Source organism: Seleniivibrio woodruffii, from assembly GCF_029267515.1.
GTDB classification, from domain to species: Bacteria; Chrysiogenota; Deferribacteres; order Deferribacterales; family Geovibrionaceae; genus Seleniivibrio; species Seleniivibrio woodruffii_A.
Genome location: NZ_JAJUIS010000002.1, coordinates 247,860 through 262,570 on the forward strand (window position 1 = coordinate 247,860; position 14,711 = coordinate 262,570).

At 46.8% G+C, this 14,711-nt stretch carries 18 protein-coding genes; all 18 read right to left on the bottom strand.

Annotation, left to right across the window (positions count from 1 at the left end; translation table 11 throughout):
* Position 1: 1 nt before the first annotated feature.
* Genes rapZ through folP form a run of 18 tightly spaced genes read right to left on the bottom strand, consistent with a single transcriptional unit; the run spans position 2 to position 14,707 of the window.
* Positions 2-856 carry an RNase adapter RapZ gene (rapZ, locus tag Q7P67_RS03830; RefSeq protein ID WP_303850572.1) on the bottom strand — a complete coding sequence of 285 codons (855 nt, stop codon included), beginning with the start codon at positions 854-856 and terminating at the stop codon, positions 2-4.
* Positions 856-1,848, bottom strand: coding sequence for an HPr(Ser) kinase/phosphatase (gene hprK, locus Q7P67_RS03835; protein WP_303850573.1), 993 nt, complete (start codon positions 1,846-1,848; stop codon positions 856-858). The genes rapZ and hprK overlap by 1 nt, the downstream gene beginning before the upstream one ends.
* Positions 1,845-2,312 carry a PTS sugar transporter subunit IIA gene (locus Q7P67_RS03840; RefSeq protein WP_303850574.1) on the bottom strand — a complete coding sequence of 156 codons (468 nt, stop codon included), beginning with the start codon at positions 2,310-2,312 and terminating at the stop codon, positions 1,845-1,847. Before Q7P67_RS03840 ends, hprK begins: the two co-directional genes overlap by 4 nt.
* Before the next feature lie 8 nt (positions 2,313-2,320).
* Positions 2,321-2,860 (bottom strand): ribosome hibernation-promoting factor, HPF/YfiA family, encoded by a 540-nt coding sequence (raiA, locus tag Q7P67_RS03845; protein ID WP_303850575.1) that lies wholly within the window; start codon positions 2,858-2,860, stop codon positions 2,321-2,323.
* Between the two features lie 2 nt (positions 2,861-2,862).
* The gene (gene rpoN, locus Q7P67_RS03850) at positions 2,863-4,296 is read right to left on the bottom strand and encodes an RNA polymerase factor sigma-54 (RefSeq protein ID WP_303850576.1); all 1,434 of its coding nucleotides are present in this window, start codon (positions 4,294-4,296) and stop codon (positions 2,863-2,865) included.
* Positions 4,293-5,012: an LPS export ABC transporter ATP-binding protein gene (gene lptB, locus Q7P67_RS03855; RefSeq protein WP_303850577.1), complete on the bottom strand. Its 720-nt coding sequence runs from the start codon at positions 5,010-5,012 to the stop codon at positions 4,293-4,295. The genes rpoN and lptB overlap by 4 nt, the downstream gene beginning before the upstream one ends.
* 1 nt (position 5,013) lies before the next feature.
* Positions 5,014-5,508, bottom strand: a complete 495-nt coding sequence (gene lptA, locus Q7P67_RS03860) for a lipopolysaccharide transport periplasmic protein LptA (RefSeq protein WP_303850578.1) — start codon at positions 5,506-5,508, stop codon at positions 5,014-5,016.
* Entirely contained in the window at positions 5,483-6,019 is a 537-nt protein-coding gene (locus tag Q7P67_RS03865; protein WP_303850580.1) for a hypothetical protein, read from the bottom strand. The genes lptA and Q7P67_RS03865 overlap by 26 nt, the downstream gene beginning before the upstream one ends.
* Complete coding sequence (locus tag Q7P67_RS03870) at positions 5,989-6,483, bottom strand: HAD family hydrolase (protein WP_303850581.1); 495 nt, start codon at positions 6,481-6,483, stop codon at positions 5,989-5,991. Before Q7P67_RS03870 ends, Q7P67_RS03865 begins: the two co-directional genes overlap by 31 nt.
* Positions 6,480-7,451 (bottom strand): SIS domain-containing protein, encoded by a 972-nt coding sequence (locus Q7P67_RS03875; protein ID WP_303850582.1) that lies wholly within the window; start codon positions 7,449-7,451, stop codon positions 6,480-6,482. Before Q7P67_RS03875 ends, Q7P67_RS03870 begins: the two co-directional genes overlap by 4 nt.
* The gene (locus Q7P67_RS03880) at positions 7,444-9,066 is read right to left on the bottom strand and encodes a CTP synthase (RefSeq protein WP_303850583.1); all 1,623 of its coding nucleotides are present in this window, start codon (positions 9,064-9,066) and stop codon (positions 7,444-7,446) included. The genes Q7P67_RS03875 and Q7P67_RS03880 overlap by 8 nt, the downstream gene beginning before the upstream one ends.
* Positions 9,066-9,794, bottom strand: coding sequence for a 3-deoxy-manno-octulosonate cytidylyltransferase (kdsB, locus tag Q7P67_RS03885; RefSeq protein ID WP_303850584.1), 729 nt, complete (start codon positions 9,792-9,794; stop codon positions 9,066-9,068). Before kdsB ends, Q7P67_RS03880 begins: the two co-directional genes overlap by 1 nt.
* Positions 9,795-9,797: 3 nt before the next feature.
* On the bottom strand, positions 9,798-10,142 hold the full coding sequence (acpS, locus tag Q7P67_RS03890) for a holo-ACP synthase (protein WP_303850585.1): 345 nt from the start codon (positions 10,140-10,142) through the stop codon (positions 9,798-9,800).
* Entirely contained in the window at positions 10,129-10,863 is a 735-nt protein-coding gene (locus Q7P67_RS03895; RefSeq protein WP_303850586.1) for a pyridoxine 5'-phosphate synthase, read from the bottom strand. Before Q7P67_RS03895 ends, acpS begins: the two co-directional genes overlap by 14 nt.
* A 1-nt stretch (position 10,864) precedes the next feature.
* The gene (gene glmM / locus Q7P67_RS03900) at positions 10,865-12,229 is read right to left on the bottom strand and encodes a phosphoglucosamine mutase (RefSeq protein WP_303850587.1); all 1,365 of its coding nucleotides are present in this window, start codon (positions 12,227-12,229) and stop codon (positions 10,865-10,867) included.
* On the bottom strand, positions 12,229-13,128 hold the full coding sequence (locus Q7P67_RS03905) for a YbbR-like domain-containing protein (protein ID WP_303850588.1): 900 nt from the start codon (positions 13,126-13,128) through the stop codon (positions 12,229-12,231). Before Q7P67_RS03905 ends, glmM begins: the two co-directional genes overlap by 1 nt.
* Entirely contained in the window at positions 13,125-13,904 is a 780-nt protein-coding gene (gene cdaA / locus Q7P67_RS03910) for a diadenylate cyclase CdaA (protein ID WP_303850589.1), read from the bottom strand. Before cdaA ends, Q7P67_RS03905 begins: the two co-directional genes overlap by 4 nt.
* Entirely contained in the window at positions 13,898-14,707 is an 810-nt protein-coding gene (gene folP, locus Q7P67_RS03915) for a dihydropteroate synthase (RefSeq protein WP_303850590.1), read from the bottom strand. The genes cdaA and folP overlap by 7 nt, the downstream gene beginning before the upstream one ends.
* Between the last annotated feature and the right edge of the window lie 4 nt (positions 14,708-14,711).

Below are 14,711 nucleotides of genomic sequence, written 5' to 3' on the forward strand. Positions count from 1 at the left end.
ATCACCTGTTTACATCCCTATGTCTGATATTTACCTTGATTTTTGCTTTCTTATCAAGGTATCCGGCAATAAATTCCGCTATGGCGACAGACCTGTGCCGCCCGCCTGTGCAGCCTATGGATACGGTGAGGAATTTTTTCCCCTCCCGTATGTAGTTCGGGATAAGAAATCCCAGAAGCCCCTTGAGTTTGAACAGAAACTGCTTCGCATTGTGGTCGGCGAGAACGTAGTCGCTGACAATCTGTTCAAGTCCGGTTTTTTCTCTAAGCTCGTCAACAAAATACGGGTTTTTCATAAAGCGCACGTCAAAAACGAGATCTGAATCCTGTGGCAAACCGTATTTAAACCCGAAAGACTGAACAGTGACAATAAGCCCCGACTGCATTTCAGTTGAAAAAAAGTCTTCAACACGTCTTTTAAGCTCATGCACGTTCAGCGTTGAGGTGTCTATGACAAGGTCTGCGTAATCCCTTATCGGGCAAAGTTTTTCTCTTTCAGAGCTGATAGCTTCCGTAAGGTTGTCGCCCATGGGGTGTTTTCTTCTCGTCTCTTTAAAGCGCCTTATCAGAACGTCGTCGGACGCGTGGAGATAAACAACTTTTGCAGCGTATTTTTCCTGCAGAATCTTTATCTTCTCCACAGCAGCGGAGATGTCCTTGCTTCTGCTGTCGATAACCAGGGCAACTTTATTCAGCTCATTCTCATACATGACCATGAGTTCAACAAATTTGTCCAGCAGCCGGAGCGGAAGGTTGTCTATAGTATAAAACCCCAGATCCTCAAGGGTTGCCGCGGCAACGGATTTTCCACCGCCGGAAAGCCCTGTGAGAACCACAAGGGATTTTTCATTCTCCATTATTCAACTCCCCTTCTTCCCATTCTCTTTTCAAGTTCGTCAGTGAGTATCTTCTGAGATTCGCCTTCGTTTATAGTGCTCATGAGTCTTTCGGAAAACTCCTGTGCTGAGTTGTAGCCCATTATTTTCAGGAGATGGTTTCTGGCGGCTATCTCCACGATAACAGCCATGTTTCGTCCCGCACTGATGGGCAGGATTATTTTGGGCACCCGCTGGCGCAGTATCTCTTCATATACGTTGTCAAGCCCCAGCCTGTCGTATGAAACGTTGGGGTTCCAGTCGGTAAATTCTATTACAAGTTCCAGCTTCTTGCGTAGCCTTATGGCGGCAACACCGAACATATCTTTTATGTTTATGATGCCAAGCCCCCGAACCTCCATATGATATCGGAGCATATCGGAGCTTGAACCTTCCAGATAGTCCTGAATACGCTTGAAGCGTACAGCGTCGTCGGCAACCAGCCTGTGCCCGCGTTTAATAAGCTCAACAGCGCACTCGCTTTTTCCTATTCCGCTTCTGCCTGTGATAAGCGTTCCTATGCCGAAAACGTCAAGAAAAACGCCATGACAGACACTTTCAGGCGCCAGTCTGTCCTCAAGAAAAACTGAGAGATCGATTATAGTTTCTGAACTGACCCTGTCTGTCTTGAAAAGAGGGATTGAAAACGCCATGACGGTTTCGGTAACTTCGTCAGGCAGTTTGAGATCTTTCGTAACGATGAAGCAGCAGACGTCTTTTTTGCAGATACCCGCCACGGACTGCCTTCTCATCTCCGGTTCCAGAGTCCAGAGGTAGGACACTTCCGTGTTTCCGAGAATCTGAACACGCCCGCTGTGGATATGATCGCAGTAGCCCGCCAGGGCAAGCCCCGGCTTCTGTATGCGGAAATGAGTTATCTGCTTTTCATCAAGTATGTTCTCGCCGAATATAAGCTGAAGCCCCAGATGCGCCGCATCCGGAGACATAAGCTCGGCAACGGGTACACTTTTCATCCCAGCCTAGACTCCTCCTCTACAAGTATAGCATATATCCGCTCAGGGGTATTGCTTTCTGCGGTGACGCGGTCTTTAAAATCAGTCATTTTCACAAGTTTACTTATTCTGGCGAGGGTTTTAAGGTGCATATTCATCTGTTTTTCAGGAGAAATAAGCATGAAAAACAGCTTAACTGGTTTTCCGTCGGCGGAATCAAAGTCTATTCCGTCTTTCTTAACACCTATAAGAACGGAAATATCTTCTATATCAGTAATCTTTGCGTGCGGTATCGCAACCTGTTCGCCAACGCCAGTGCTGCCGAGAGCCTCCCTCTCCATTATGGCGGAGAGGGCAGCCTCAGCATCTATTCCGGTTTCATTTTTTGCCAGCGAGTTCATCATCTCCCGCAGAATGTCCGATTTGGACTCACCTTTCAGGTCGGGGACGATAGATTTTTCACTGACAAGATCAGCAAGTTCCATCTGAGCCGTTACGCCTCGATAAGACCGATGTTTCCATCGTCACGCTGGTATACAACTGCGATCTGACCGTCTTCGGCGTTTCTGAACACAAAAAACTGTTTGTTCAGAAGATCCATCTGCATAACAGCTTCCTCAATGTCCATAGGCTTAACAGGAATATCTTTTGTAATAACGATCCTGTTGTCCTCTTCCATGCTTTCAACGCTCGCGGTGTCGAAAACGTTCAGTTTAAGGGGAGCTTCGAATTCTTTGTCCTGAAGTTTTTTAGATTTCAGCTTCTCTTTATATTTAACAAGCTGTTTCTCAATCTTATCAGTTGCGAGGTCGATTGAAGCATACAGGTCTTCGGATTTCTCCAGACCTTTCATGAAAACGCCTTTTGTAGCGATCAGCACCTCTACAGTGTGCAGGTTTTTGTGGACGTCAAGAAGCACTGTTGCTTCTGTGGAGCCGTCGAAATACTTTTCAAGTTTGCCCACTTTCTTCTCTGCATAGCTCCTGATGGGGTCTGTGATAGCAATATTTTTGGAAGTGATTTGGATTTGCATACTTACCTCCTGATGCGTTTACGTTGTGATTTTGTCGGTATGCTCAGTTCGTCCCTGTATTTGGCAACGGTTCTGCGGGCAATGTTGATGCCCTGCCCGTTTAATAACTCAACTATTCTCTGGTCGCTGAAAGGTTTATCGGGATTTTCGCTGTCCACGATATCCTTTATCATGTTCTTAACCTTCTGTGTTGACATATCGCCGGTATCCGTGTCCAGCCCTTTGACAAAGAAGGATTTCAGCTCTATCAGCCCCTGCGCCGTCATGGCGTATTTGCCGGACGTAACACGGCTCACAGTGGATTCGTGCAGTCCCGTCTCGTCAGCTACATCTTTAAGTTTAAGGGGTTTCAGGTAGTTTATACCCTTTTCAAGGAAGTCTGTCTGGACTTCGGTCAGAACCTTAACGACACGATATATCGCTTTCTGACGCTTGTTTAAACTTTTGATGAGCCAGAGAGCGTTTTTAACTTTTTCTTCGATATACTCCTTTGTGTCGCCGTCCAGAGCCTTGTTTTTAAGAAGGTTCAGGTAATAGGTATTCATACGGAGTGCAGGGATACCCTCTTCATTAAGTATAATATCATACTCATCGTCTTTTTTTACAATATAAACATCAGGTTTTATTGCCTGATTTCCCCTGCCGCCGAAATTAAGCCCTGGCTTCGGGTCTGTCTTGCGCATGAGGAACATCATATAGTCGAAAGTGTCGTCTTCTATGCTTAGAGAAGCCCTTATCTCGTCATATTTATATGCTATTAAATCTTTTTCGTGTTTTTTCAGCATTTCCGCTATGAAATCGACATAAACCTGTTCCACATCGAACTGTGAAAGCTGGATATGTATACATTCTTTCAGGTTTCTGGCTGCGATTCCAGGCGGGTCAAAAGACTGCACCAGTTCAAGAGCCTCCTCAACGTCCGATTCTTCAACGTCAACGTCCTGCGCAACTTCCCAGAATTCATCCAGAAAATATCCCTCATCGGAAAGGTTTCCTATGATGTTCTCCGCCGCAAGCGCAACCTCCCGCCGACAGCCGGAAGTTTTAAGCTGCTCCATAAGGTGTTCGTAAAGAGTCTTTTCCCCTGAAACAAATTTTTCGAGGTCATACCCCTCGTCGTCGGATGGAGTATATGTTATGTCGTTGTTGTCTCTGTAAAATTCATCCCAATCTATTTTGTCCAGTTCATCGCCGTCCGTGTCCTCGCGGATGGGCTCTTCATCCTGTTTTTCCTCTGCGGACTGTGCGGATTCCTCCGTTTCCTTGTTCTCGGATTCCTCAAGAACCGGGTTATCCTCAAGATAACTGTTAAGTTCCTGCAGAAGTTCCGTGATGGGCATCTGGAGGATAGAAAGGGATTGCTTCATCTGTGGGGTGATGTGAAGTTTTTGAGAGAGTTTACCGCTTATTTCAAGATTGAGCTTTCCGCCTTTCACAATGAGAAATCCTTGCCAAGGTACCTGTCGATGACCTGCGGATCCTGTACTATATCCTGCGGTTTTCCGTGGGTCAGCACGCTGCCGTCGGCTATAATATACGCTCTGTCAGTTATTTTAAGTGTTTCACGAACGTTATGGTCGGTGATGAGAACGCCTATCCCTCTTTTTTTCAGGTCAAAGACCATTTTCTGAATGTCGCTGACAGAAATAGGGTCGATACCGGAAAAGGGTTCGTCCAGAAGGATTATATCGGGTTCACCCGCCATACATCTTGCAATTTCCACACGCCTTCTCTCACCGCCTGACAGGGCGAAACCCTGTGATTTCCATACCTTTTCAAGTCCGAATTCGGATATGAGAAACTCCGTGCGTTCCTGCATGAACTTTTTGTCGTCATATTTAAGCTCAAGAGCCGCATAGATATTGTCATAAACAGTCATTTTACGGAAGATGGACGCTTCCTGAGGCAGATACGCAATGCCGCTGTGGCTGCGTCTGTGCATTGAGCTTTTGGTGATATCCTCGTCGTTAAGGAATACCGAACCTGCATCCGGTCTGACAAGTCCGACGATCATATAGAACGTGGTTGTCTTTCCGGCACCGTTGGGTCCCAAAAGTCCCACTATCTCCCCTTTGCTGACAGAGATAGTGACGCCGTTAACAACGGCACGTTTTTTATATACTTTTTTTAAGTGTTCTGCTCTAAGTCCCAATTTACTTTTTGTCCTCTTTCGGTGCTATGATGATCTTGACCCTTTTGTTTGAACCGCGGTCAACAAATATCCTGTTATTCTGATTATAAATGGTAACTTTCTCACCCTCAAGATAATTATCGCCCTGCCAGACTCTCACGTTGTTCATGAGAACCGCCTTTTCTTCTGCGGCATAGAGTCTTGCCTTATCGGAAAGCGCCAGAAGCCCCTCTTTCTCGATTTTTACATTGCCCTGTGCATATATCTCTTTGACGTTGTTTTGCTTGTCAAAATATACGTCCATGCTGTCGGATGTAACGCGCATGTCACCGTCGGTGACTATTACGTTGCCGGTGAATCTTGAAACGTTGTCGTCGCCCGTATATTTCATATAATCAGAAAGTATCTTTATGGGCTTCTTACCGGCAGGCTTAACAAGCCCTTCCGCAGCAAATGCTGTGAGAGCGGAAAACAGAAGCAGAACAGTGAGACTATTTATTATAAGTGACCTGAACATGACCAATAAACTCCGCATAATTTTTTTTCGAGAATATCAACATCTTATCGGCAGAAATCTCACCATTATTATGGCTTATGCTGAATCGCCCCAACATTGTGCCGACACCCGTCAGGAAATCATAGTAGAAGCGCCCGTCTTTTCCTGATGCAAAATCAAGCTCGTTGACACGCCCCTTGATGGTACCGGTTACGCTCACCATGTATTCCTTTTCCATATAGCCGAGCGGAGCGTAAAGCTCTACATCGGTTTTTCCTTTCTTATAGACAGCGCTGAAGTCCGTAAGTTTCGCAGTTTCCTTTTCGCGGTTTATTCTCGCCTGTTTAGCGGTCACCTTATAAAAGTTGTTCTGCTCGTCCAGAACCTTGCCCATCTCAAAATCGTCTATGATAACCTCATTCTCCTTGAGATCGAATTTGATCTTGTTCTTGTCGCTTTTAAACAGTGTAAGCGAACCGAGAGCAAGCACCAAAGCCGATGCTATAAGAATGAGTTTAGTGTATTTTCCCATACGCCGTTCTTTTCCAGAATCTTTTCTATGAACTCCCGCACGGCTCCGTATCCGCCCTTTCTCTCCGTGACATAATGCACCTGAGACTTAATATAGCCGAAAGAGTCGGAAGTTGTCGCGGAAAATCCGGCTTTTTTCAAAAGAGCCAGATCGTTCACATCGTCGCCGATGAATGCCGTTTCACCAGCGGTGATACCCATCTCTTTTTCAAGAGCCTCAAAACACTCTGTTTTGTTTTTAACACCTGTGTAGCAACGCCTTATGCCAAGTTCGCGGCATCTTATCTCCGTCACCTTCGATTTTCTGCCGGAAATGACAGCCACTTCCACGCCTGCGTTCTGCGCAAGTTTTATGCCGAGCCCGTCTTTAACGTCGAAACGCTTTGTCTCAACCCCGTTCTCGTCATATATTATACCGCCGTCGGTCAGCACCCCGTCCACATCAAGCACAAGGAGCCTTATCATACTATACCCTCCCTGAGCAGGTCATGGAGATGTATGATACCGTCAGGTCTGCCGTTCTCATCAACACAGAAAAGAGAGGTTATAGAGAACTCCTCCATAATCTGAAGCGCCTTCGCAGCCAGAGCTTTTCTCTCAACCGTTTTAGGATATTTCAAGGGTAAATCTTTTATATTCATCGAGAAAATATCTTTATATTTTTCAAGTCCTCGTCTCAGGTCGCCGTCTGTTATGATACCGGTAAGTCTGCCTTCGGTATCTGTAACAGCCGTGCACCCGAACCCTTTGGCGCTCATAACGAATACTGCATCGGAAACTTTTTTGCCGTTATCGATAACAGGGACGCTGTCCCCCGTATGACAAAGATCGTTAACGCGGGTGAGCAGTTTTTTTCCAAGGGCTCCGGAAGGATGGTAGAGCGCAAAATCATCCGCACTGAACCCTCTTTTGTCAAGAAGAGCAACGCTGAGAGCGTCACCCATGGCAAGTGCAGCAGTGGTGCTTGACGTGGGAGCAAGATTCAGAGAACACGCCTCCCTTTCAACAGAAGCGTCCAGAACACAGTCGCTGCGTTCCGCCAGAGTCGAGGGCACCCTGCCCACGATTGATATAAGCGGAATCTTGAAACGTTTTATAAGCGGCAGAAGTTTTATTACTTCGGCAGTTTCACCGCTGTTAGAAAGAGCGATACATACGTCACCCTTGACTATCATGCCTAGGTCGCCGTGAACCCCTTCCGCCGGATGGAGAAAAAGGGACGGTGTGCCGGTGCTGGACATTGTGGCGGCTATCTTTCTGCCGATTATACCGCTTTTTCCCATTCCAGTGATAACCACCCTGCCTTTGCACGACAGAATTATGTCAACAGCCTGAACAAAACTGTCGCCCAGTCTGTTTTTAAGAGCGGAAAGTGCGTCTATCTCAGTCTGTATTGTCTCTCTGCCTATCAGCAGAATATCTTTCTCAGCCAAGTTTGCCGTTTTCCCTGTCTTTTTTATAAGCGTACGCAGCTTTTATGAAGCTGGCGAACAGAGGATGGGGTTTGGACGGCTTGGATTTAAATTCCGGATGGAACTGGCATCCGAGGAACCATCTGTGGGATTTTGACTCAAATATCTCGGCAAGTCCCCTCTCCTTGTTGACGCCTGTCATCTGAAGTCCGTTTTTCACTATCTCATCCTGATAGGCGTTATTGAACTCAAGTCTGTGTCTGTGGCGTTCGGAGATGTTTTTTGTGCCGTACGCCTTAAAAGCGGTGCTGTCCTCGTCCAGAGTACAATCGTATGCACCGAGACGCATAGTCCCGCCCATCTGCTTTATATTTTTCTGTTCGTTCATGTAATCTATTACAGGGTAAGGTGTTTTAGGATTAAATTCAACGCTGTGGGCATTTTCCATTTTCAGAACGTTACGGGCGAATTCAATAACCATGCACTGCAGACCGAGACATATCCCGAAAGTGGGAATATCCTTTGTACGTCCGAAGTTTATGGAGACTATCTTGCCTTCAACACCGCGTTCTCCGAAACCGCCGGGTATAAGTATCCCGTCAACATCGGAAAGATACGCGTCGGGTTTTGCGCCGTTCTCAAGTTTCTCAGCGTCGATACGCTTGACATTCACTTTAAGTCTGTTCGCTATGCCGCCATGGATAAGCGATTCATTGATACTTATGTAAGCGTCTTTCAGATCAATATACTTACCGACAAGACCGATTGTAACCTCGTCGTCAGGCTGTTTGATTCTGTGTACTATGTCTTCCCATACGGAGGTATTTGATTCGCGCTCCTCCATCCTGAATTTCTTCAGAACAAGCCTGTCTATACCCTCTTTTCTCATGGAAAGGGGTGACTCGTAAATGGTGCTGACATCTATGGCATTGATGACGTATTCTTTTGACACGTTGCAGAAAAGACCTATTTTGCTTCTGATTGAATCGTCAAGAGGATATTCGGAGCGGCACACAAGGATATCCGGCTGGATACCTATCTCGCGCAGAGCTTTAACGGAGTGTTGGGTGGGCTTGGTTTTAAGCTCACCTGCACTTCTGATGTAAGGCACAAGCGTCAGGTGAACATAGCATACGTTGTCCTCGCCCGCGTCAAATTTGAACTGTCTGATAGCCTCAAGGAAGGGAAGTGATTCGATGTCACCTACGGTTCCGCCTATTTCGACGATAATGATGTCGTATTTGTCGGCTTCCTTATATATATTGTTTTTGATTTCGTCAGTGATGTGAGGAATAACCTGAACGGTACCGCCGAGATAGTCTCCGTTTCTCTCTTTGTCGATAACAGTTTTGTATATCTTTCCTGTGGTAACGTTGCTCACTTTTGTAGTGTTGAAGTTAAGAAACCTTTCATAGTGTCCAAGGTCAAGGTCGGTTTCTGCGCCGTCCTCAGTAACGAAAACCTCTCCGTGCTGAAACGGACTCATCGTTCCGGGGTCAACGTTAAGATAGGGGTCATATTTTTTAATCGCCACCTTATAGCCTCTGGATTCCAGCAGCGCGCCCAGTGAAGCCGCCGTGATACCCTTTCCCAGTGATGAAAGAACTCCTCCGGTTGTGAAAACAAACTTAGCCATCAGTTTTTCCTGCCCATAATTTCTTCTGCTTTAACAAGGTCTTCTTCAGTGTCCACAGACACCGGCTTGTAATCGGTCTTTATAACTTTTATGCTCACGCCGTTTTCCAGCGCCCTGAGCTGTTCCAGCTTTTCAATATCCTCAAGCTCAGTCTGCTCAAGTTTGGCAAACTGCATCAGCCAGCTTTTTCTGAAACCGTAAATACCGATGTGTTTATAATATGTTACGTCGCCCTTTCCGTCTCTGTCATAGGGAATGGGCAACCTAGAAAAGTACAGTGCAAATCCTTTTTTGTCCAGCACAACCTTAACGCTGTTAGGGTCTTTTACGTCTTCACCTTCGGCAAACGTGCAGGCTGCCGTATTCATAAGTACCTGAGGATTTTCAATCAGGTCTCTTATCAATTCGTTGATAAGATTTGGATCAATGAAGGGTTCATCACCCTGAACGTTTATTATAATGTCATCTTCAACAAACTTTGCAACGCGCGCAACCCTGTCTGTTCCCGACTGTATATCATCCGCGGTCATAGTGGATTCCAGACCTTCAAACCCCTCGCAGGCTTCAAGAATCTCCTTTGCATCCGTAGCAACGATAACTCTGTCGGCAGAAGATTTAAGGCAGTTTTCAGCCACACGCAGTATCATGGGAACTCCGCCTATCTTGCGCAGCGGTTTCCCCGGCAGTCTTGTGGAAGCCATTCTGGAGGGAATAACAACAACACTCATATCTTACCCCTTCACTAAACTGACAGCCATTGCATAACGCCTGTCATGTGAAATACTTATTTCGATGTCTGAACGCAGAACACCCTTGATATATACAAGGGGCGCTCCTTTTTCATCGTTCAAAATTTCTATATCTGTAAACGAGTAATCATTCCCGATACCCGTTCTGAAACTCTTTGAAACCGATTCTTTTGCAGCGAAACGTCCGGCAAGGAACTGCATCTTTGCACCTTTTGCCTCGAAAAGTTCCTGTTCTCTCTGGGTCAGTATCCTGTCCAGAAAACGTTTACCAAGTCTATTATATACCGCTTCAATTCTGCCGACTTCGGCAATATCACAGCCGAGCATCCATCAATGCCCTGTGGATGGTCTCTTTCATCTCCCTTACAGCTCTTTCAAGCCCGACGAAGATTGCACGGGCAATTATTGAATGTCCTATGTTCACCTCGTTCATACCGGGGATAGTGACTATCTCGCCTACGTTGTGATAGTTCAGCCCGTGACCGGAATTGAGTATCAGTCCCAGCTCGCGGCATTTCTCGCCCGCAAAAATTATCCTTGAAAGCTCTTCGCGCTGAGCGGCACCCTTCGCGTCTGCATAATGCCCTGTGTGTATCTCAACGGCATCCGCACCCATATCGGCGCATTTTTCCATCTGGTCGGAATCCGCATCAACAAACAGACTGACAAATATGCCTCCGTCTTTCAGTTTCTGTACGTTCTCTGCCAGAAAATCGTAATTGCCGGAAACGTTCAGCCCGCCCTCAGTGGTAAGCTCCTGCCTCTTTTCAGGCACGAGGGTGACCATATCGGGTTTTGTTTCAAGTGCTATACGCACCATCTCGTCAGTGCACGCCATTTCAAGGTTAAGCCTTGTCTTGATTGTCTGGCGCAGTATAGCAAGATCGCGGTCGCATATGTGGCGCCTGTCTTCGCGAAGATGTATGGTTATCTGATCCGCTCCGCCAAGCTCCGCCATAACGGCAGCGTGCACGGGATCCGGTTCCGCAGCCAGTCTTGCCTGACGAACGGTTGCAACGTGGTCTATGTTAATTCCGAGTCTAACCATTTTACGAAAGCTCCTCTATCTCTTTAAGGGCAGCGTTTCCGATATTTTCCGCATATTCCTCAATCTTTTTCAGGTCTGCGCCCTCAAGCATCACACGCAGTTTGTTCTCTGTTCCTGAATAGCGGACGAAAACACGTCCGGTTTTGCCTAGTTCCTTCTCAACGGAGGCTATCTCCGATGTTGTCTTTGGCAGGTTTGTAAGAGGTATCTTATTGCTTACTTTATAGTTTTTGAGCGTCTGGGGATAAAGTTCTATTATCTTTTTCAGTTCACTCAGAGGTTTTCCTGATTTCACAAGCACTTTCAGAAGCTGCATAGCGCTCACCATGCCGTCGCCGGTTGTGTTGTAATCGCTGAATATGATGTGCCCCGACTGCTCTCCGCCAAGGTTGTATCCGCTTTTCAGCATCTCAGCCATGACGTATCTGTCGCCGACTTCCGTACGCACAATGTCAATTCCAAGCCCGTTCATGGAGCGTTCGAAACCGAGGTTGCTCATAACGGTGCTGACCATAGTATTTTTCTGGAGCAGACCACATTCTTTCATATGCGCTGCACAGATACCCATGATTATATCTCCGTCCACCTCTTCGCCGTTCTCGTCGGAGAAGATGACCCTGTCGCCGTCGCCGTCGAAGGCTATGCCGATATCGGCTTTTTTCTTTTTAACGGTTTCGCACATTACGTTAGGGTACACGGAACCGCAGTTGTCGTTTATGTTCGTTCCGTTCGGTTCATTGCCGATTACGGTGAGCTTTGCACCAAGCTCCTCAAAAGCCAGAGGTGCAACTTTATATGTGGCTCCGTTTGAACAGTCAACAACCATTCTAAGTCCAACGAGGTCAACGTCCTTATCGAACGTATTCTTCGCAAACTCGACATATCGTCCGATTGCTGTGTCAATGCGGTATGCCTTACCAATTTTTTCAGCAGAAAGGGGTACGTTTCCGGTTCCGATGAGTTCATCGGTGAATTTCTCTATTTCAAGTTCAACCTCGTCAGGAAGTTTATGCCCTGTTCCTGAAAAGAATTTGATTCCGTTGTCATAGTAGGGGTTGTGGGAGGCGGAGATAACAACTCCGGCATCCGCGCGCAGGCTTCTTGTAATAAACGCTATTGCAGGGGTAGGCAGAACGCCCACAAGAACGGCGTCCATCCCCATAGATGTGATACCGGCAACCAGTGCCGATTCAAACATATAGCCTGAAATTCTGGTGTCCTTGCCGATAACTATTCTGTGTGTCTTCTTTCCGCCTGTATAAAACTGACGGGCGGCAGCCTGCCCCAGACGCAATGCGAAAGTTGCAGTCATCGGGAACTGGTTTGCAAGTCCTCTTACGCCGTCAGTACCGAAATGTTTCCTCATTATTGAACCTCAACACGCACTTTTGCCGGTTTTACATCCAGCACTTTAAGTATTTTAGAATCATTAAAAACAACCGTTCTCTTGTATACTCCGCCTGAATCCACATCTGAAAGGTCGATATGCGGATTAAGGACGTTCGCGATCGTCTGTTCGTTAAGAAGATCCGACCTGCCGCTCACAGTAAGCGAAAAGTCTGTGAGCACATTAGCAGTGAGTCCCCTTTGAAGTCCAAGCGGGCTAACCTCTATCTCGTGGAATGTTTTCTGCTGGATATCCTCTTTGAACATCACGAAAACTTCCACAAACTCAGGAGTGGTCTTCTGAATACCTTCATAAAATTTCAGACCGATGCTGTAGGTTATGGGGTCTTTCTTGCCGGAAAGGTTAACGGGCATAGTCTCAATCGACCTAAGCCCCTTGATTTTAGATGTTGCGGCGTTTATCTCCACAGTATCAGGCTTTATAACAACAGAACCGACCTTATATCCGGGCATGGGTTCGCCGACGAATGTCGGAGCCACCTTCATCTGTTTCTTAACCAGAGTATCCACGGTGACATCGATGGTCTTTGGATGGATGTTCGTAACCTCAATACCCGCAGGCATCTGTACGTCTTCTGGATTGATATACACGCTTTTGGTGCCGGACGTTATCCTTGAAACATCTATAGCTATCTGTACTTTATTAAACTGTTTATTGTTCACCAGAAACTTGGGTCCCTTCGCCATAACGTTTATGAGGTTTTCATCGGTAACGGCTACGGAACCTTCGGGGATATTAGTAAGTTTTACAGGTACATAGAGTGAAATCTCCTGAAACTCGCCTGTAACGATATAGAGCCAGAGGCAAATTGCAAGAACAACGCTGATAATTCTTAAATGTGTATTGGTTATTATCATTTTTCTTTTACGCTCTTTGCCTGCTGCTGATTGAATATGGAATCCAGCAGTTTTCTGAGTTTTTCTGCGTTCAGTTCCTCGCTGAGTTCACCATTCTGTGCCACGGTGATTGAACCCTTCTCCTCGCTGACAGTGATTGCGATGGCATCAGTTTCCTCAGTGACACCGACAGCCGCTCTGTGGCGTGTTCCGTAGTTCTTTCCCAAATCTGTCTTGCGTGTCAGGGGAAGGATGCTGCCCGCTGTCGATATACGCCCGTTGGAAACGATAACTGCGCCGTCGTGCAGAGGTGAATAGGGGATGAAAATGCTTATAAGTATCTCTCTGGATATGATGCAGTCCAATTTTTGTCCTGTATCGTCCAGAAAATGTTCAAGGTCAGTGTTGCGCTGAAGAACGATAAGAGCACCTATCTGCCTGTTTGCAAGGACAGTGGCTGCTTTCACGATCTCGTCCAGAATAACGGATTTTGCCTTCGCCTGCGTGCCGAACACTTTCGTTTCGCCTATGAAGGCAAGGGCGCGGCGTATCTCCTGCTGAAAAAGAACAACGATGATTATAAAAAGATAACCGGTGAAGTTGTCCAGTACCCAGCTTGTGGTTTTAAGACCCAGATACCTTGCGGCAAAAGAGACTATTACGATAAGCATGATACCCATCAGCATGGGAAGCGCCCTCGTACCCTTTATGAGCAGAAGGAGATTGTAGACAACTATGGCGATGATAGCCATATCAATAATGTCAAACAGTCCCACCGATCTGATAATCTCTAACACTTGCCACCCGCTATTTTAAGCATCCTGAGAACTTTCAGCATATCCGCAGATTCTTCGATATCATGTGCACGGATGATGTCCGCACCGTTCAAAACCGCCGCCGAGTGAGCCGTTATCGTGCCCGCAAGACGTTTCATAGGCGGTTTGTTCACAACGTTTCCTATCATGGATTTGCGTGAAATGCCCGCCAGAACCGGAAAACCGGCAGATTTGATTTCATCAAGACCTGCCAGCAGCCTGTAATTATCTTCAAGTGTCTTTCCGAAGCCGAATCCCGGATCGACACATATGGAACTCTCCTTTATCCCTGCCCTGACACACCTTTCGGCTGCATCCAGCAGGTATCTTTTCACATACTGAACAACGTCCGAATAAACCGGATTGTCCTGCATGGTTCTCGGCTCCCCAAGCATGTGCATTATGCACACGGAACACCCGAATTCAGCGCAGACGGCTATCATCTCCGGATCTCTGAAACCGGACACGTCGTTTATCATGCCCGCGCCCGCAACTAGCGACTCGTAAGCCACCTGCGGTTTCATGGTATCCACGGAAACGTATATCCCGTTGGCAACACAATGTATAACAGCCGGAAGAACCCTTTTCAGTTCCTCTTCAACGCTAACGCCGTCGGAACCGGGTCTGGTGGATTCTCCGCCTATGTCGGCTATGTCCACCTTATGCAGCAGAAACTCGTCAACCCTGCTGACCAGCCCGTCGGCACTGTTAAAGGAACCTCCGTCGCTGAAAGAGTCCGGGGTGACGTTCAGTATGCCCATCAGCAGGGGAAATTCAAGTGACAAATCC

Coding starts and splice junctions, on each gene's coding strand:
- rapZ (WP_303850572.1), bottom strand. CDS start 856: ATGGAGAATGAAAAATCCCTTGTGGTTCTCACAGGGCTTTCCGGCGGT.
- hprK (WP_303850573.1), bottom strand. CDS start 1,848: ATGAAAAGTGTACCCGTTGCCGAGCTTATGTCTCCGGATGCGGCGCAT.
- Q7P67_RS03840 (WP_303850574.1), bottom strand. CDS start 2,312: ATGGAACTTGCTGATCTTGTCAGTGAAAAATCTATCGTCCCCGACCTG.
- raiA (WP_303850575.1), bottom strand. CDS start 2,860: ATGCAAATCCAAATCACTTCCAAAAATATTGCTATCACAGACCCCATC.
- lptA (WP_303850578.1), bottom strand. CDS start 5,508: ATGTTCAGGTCACTTATAATAAATAGTCTCACTGTTCTGCTTCTGTTT.
- Q7P67_RS03865 (WP_303850580.1), bottom strand. CDS start 6,019: ATGGGAAAATACACTAAACTCATTCTTATAGCATCGGCTTTGGTGCTT.
- Q7P67_RS03870 (WP_303850581.1), bottom strand. CDS start 6,483: ATGATAAGGCTCCTTGTGCTTGATGTGGACGGGGTGCTGACCGACGGC.
- Q7P67_RS03880 (WP_303850583.1), bottom strand. CDS start 9,066: ATGGCTAAGTTTGTTTTCACAACCGGAGGAGTTCTTTCATCACTGGGA.
- kdsB (WP_303850584.1), bottom strand. CDS start 9,794: ATGAGTGTTGTTGTTATTCCCTCCAGAATGGCTTCCACAAGACTGCCG.
- acpS (WP_303850585.1), bottom strand. CDS start 10,142: ATGCTCGGCTGTGATATTGCCGAAGTCGGCAGAATTGAAGCGGTATAT.
- Q7P67_RS03895 (WP_303850586.1), bottom strand. CDS start 10,863: ATGGTTAGACTCGGAATTAACATAGACCACGTTGCAACCGTTCGTCAG.
- glmM (WP_303850587.1), bottom strand. CDS start 12,229: ATGAGGAAACATTTCGGTACTGACGGCGTAAGAGGACTTGCAAACCAG.
- Q7P67_RS03905 (WP_303850588.1), bottom strand. CDS start 13,128: ATGATAATAACCAATACACATTTAAGAATTATCAGCGTTGTTCTTGCA.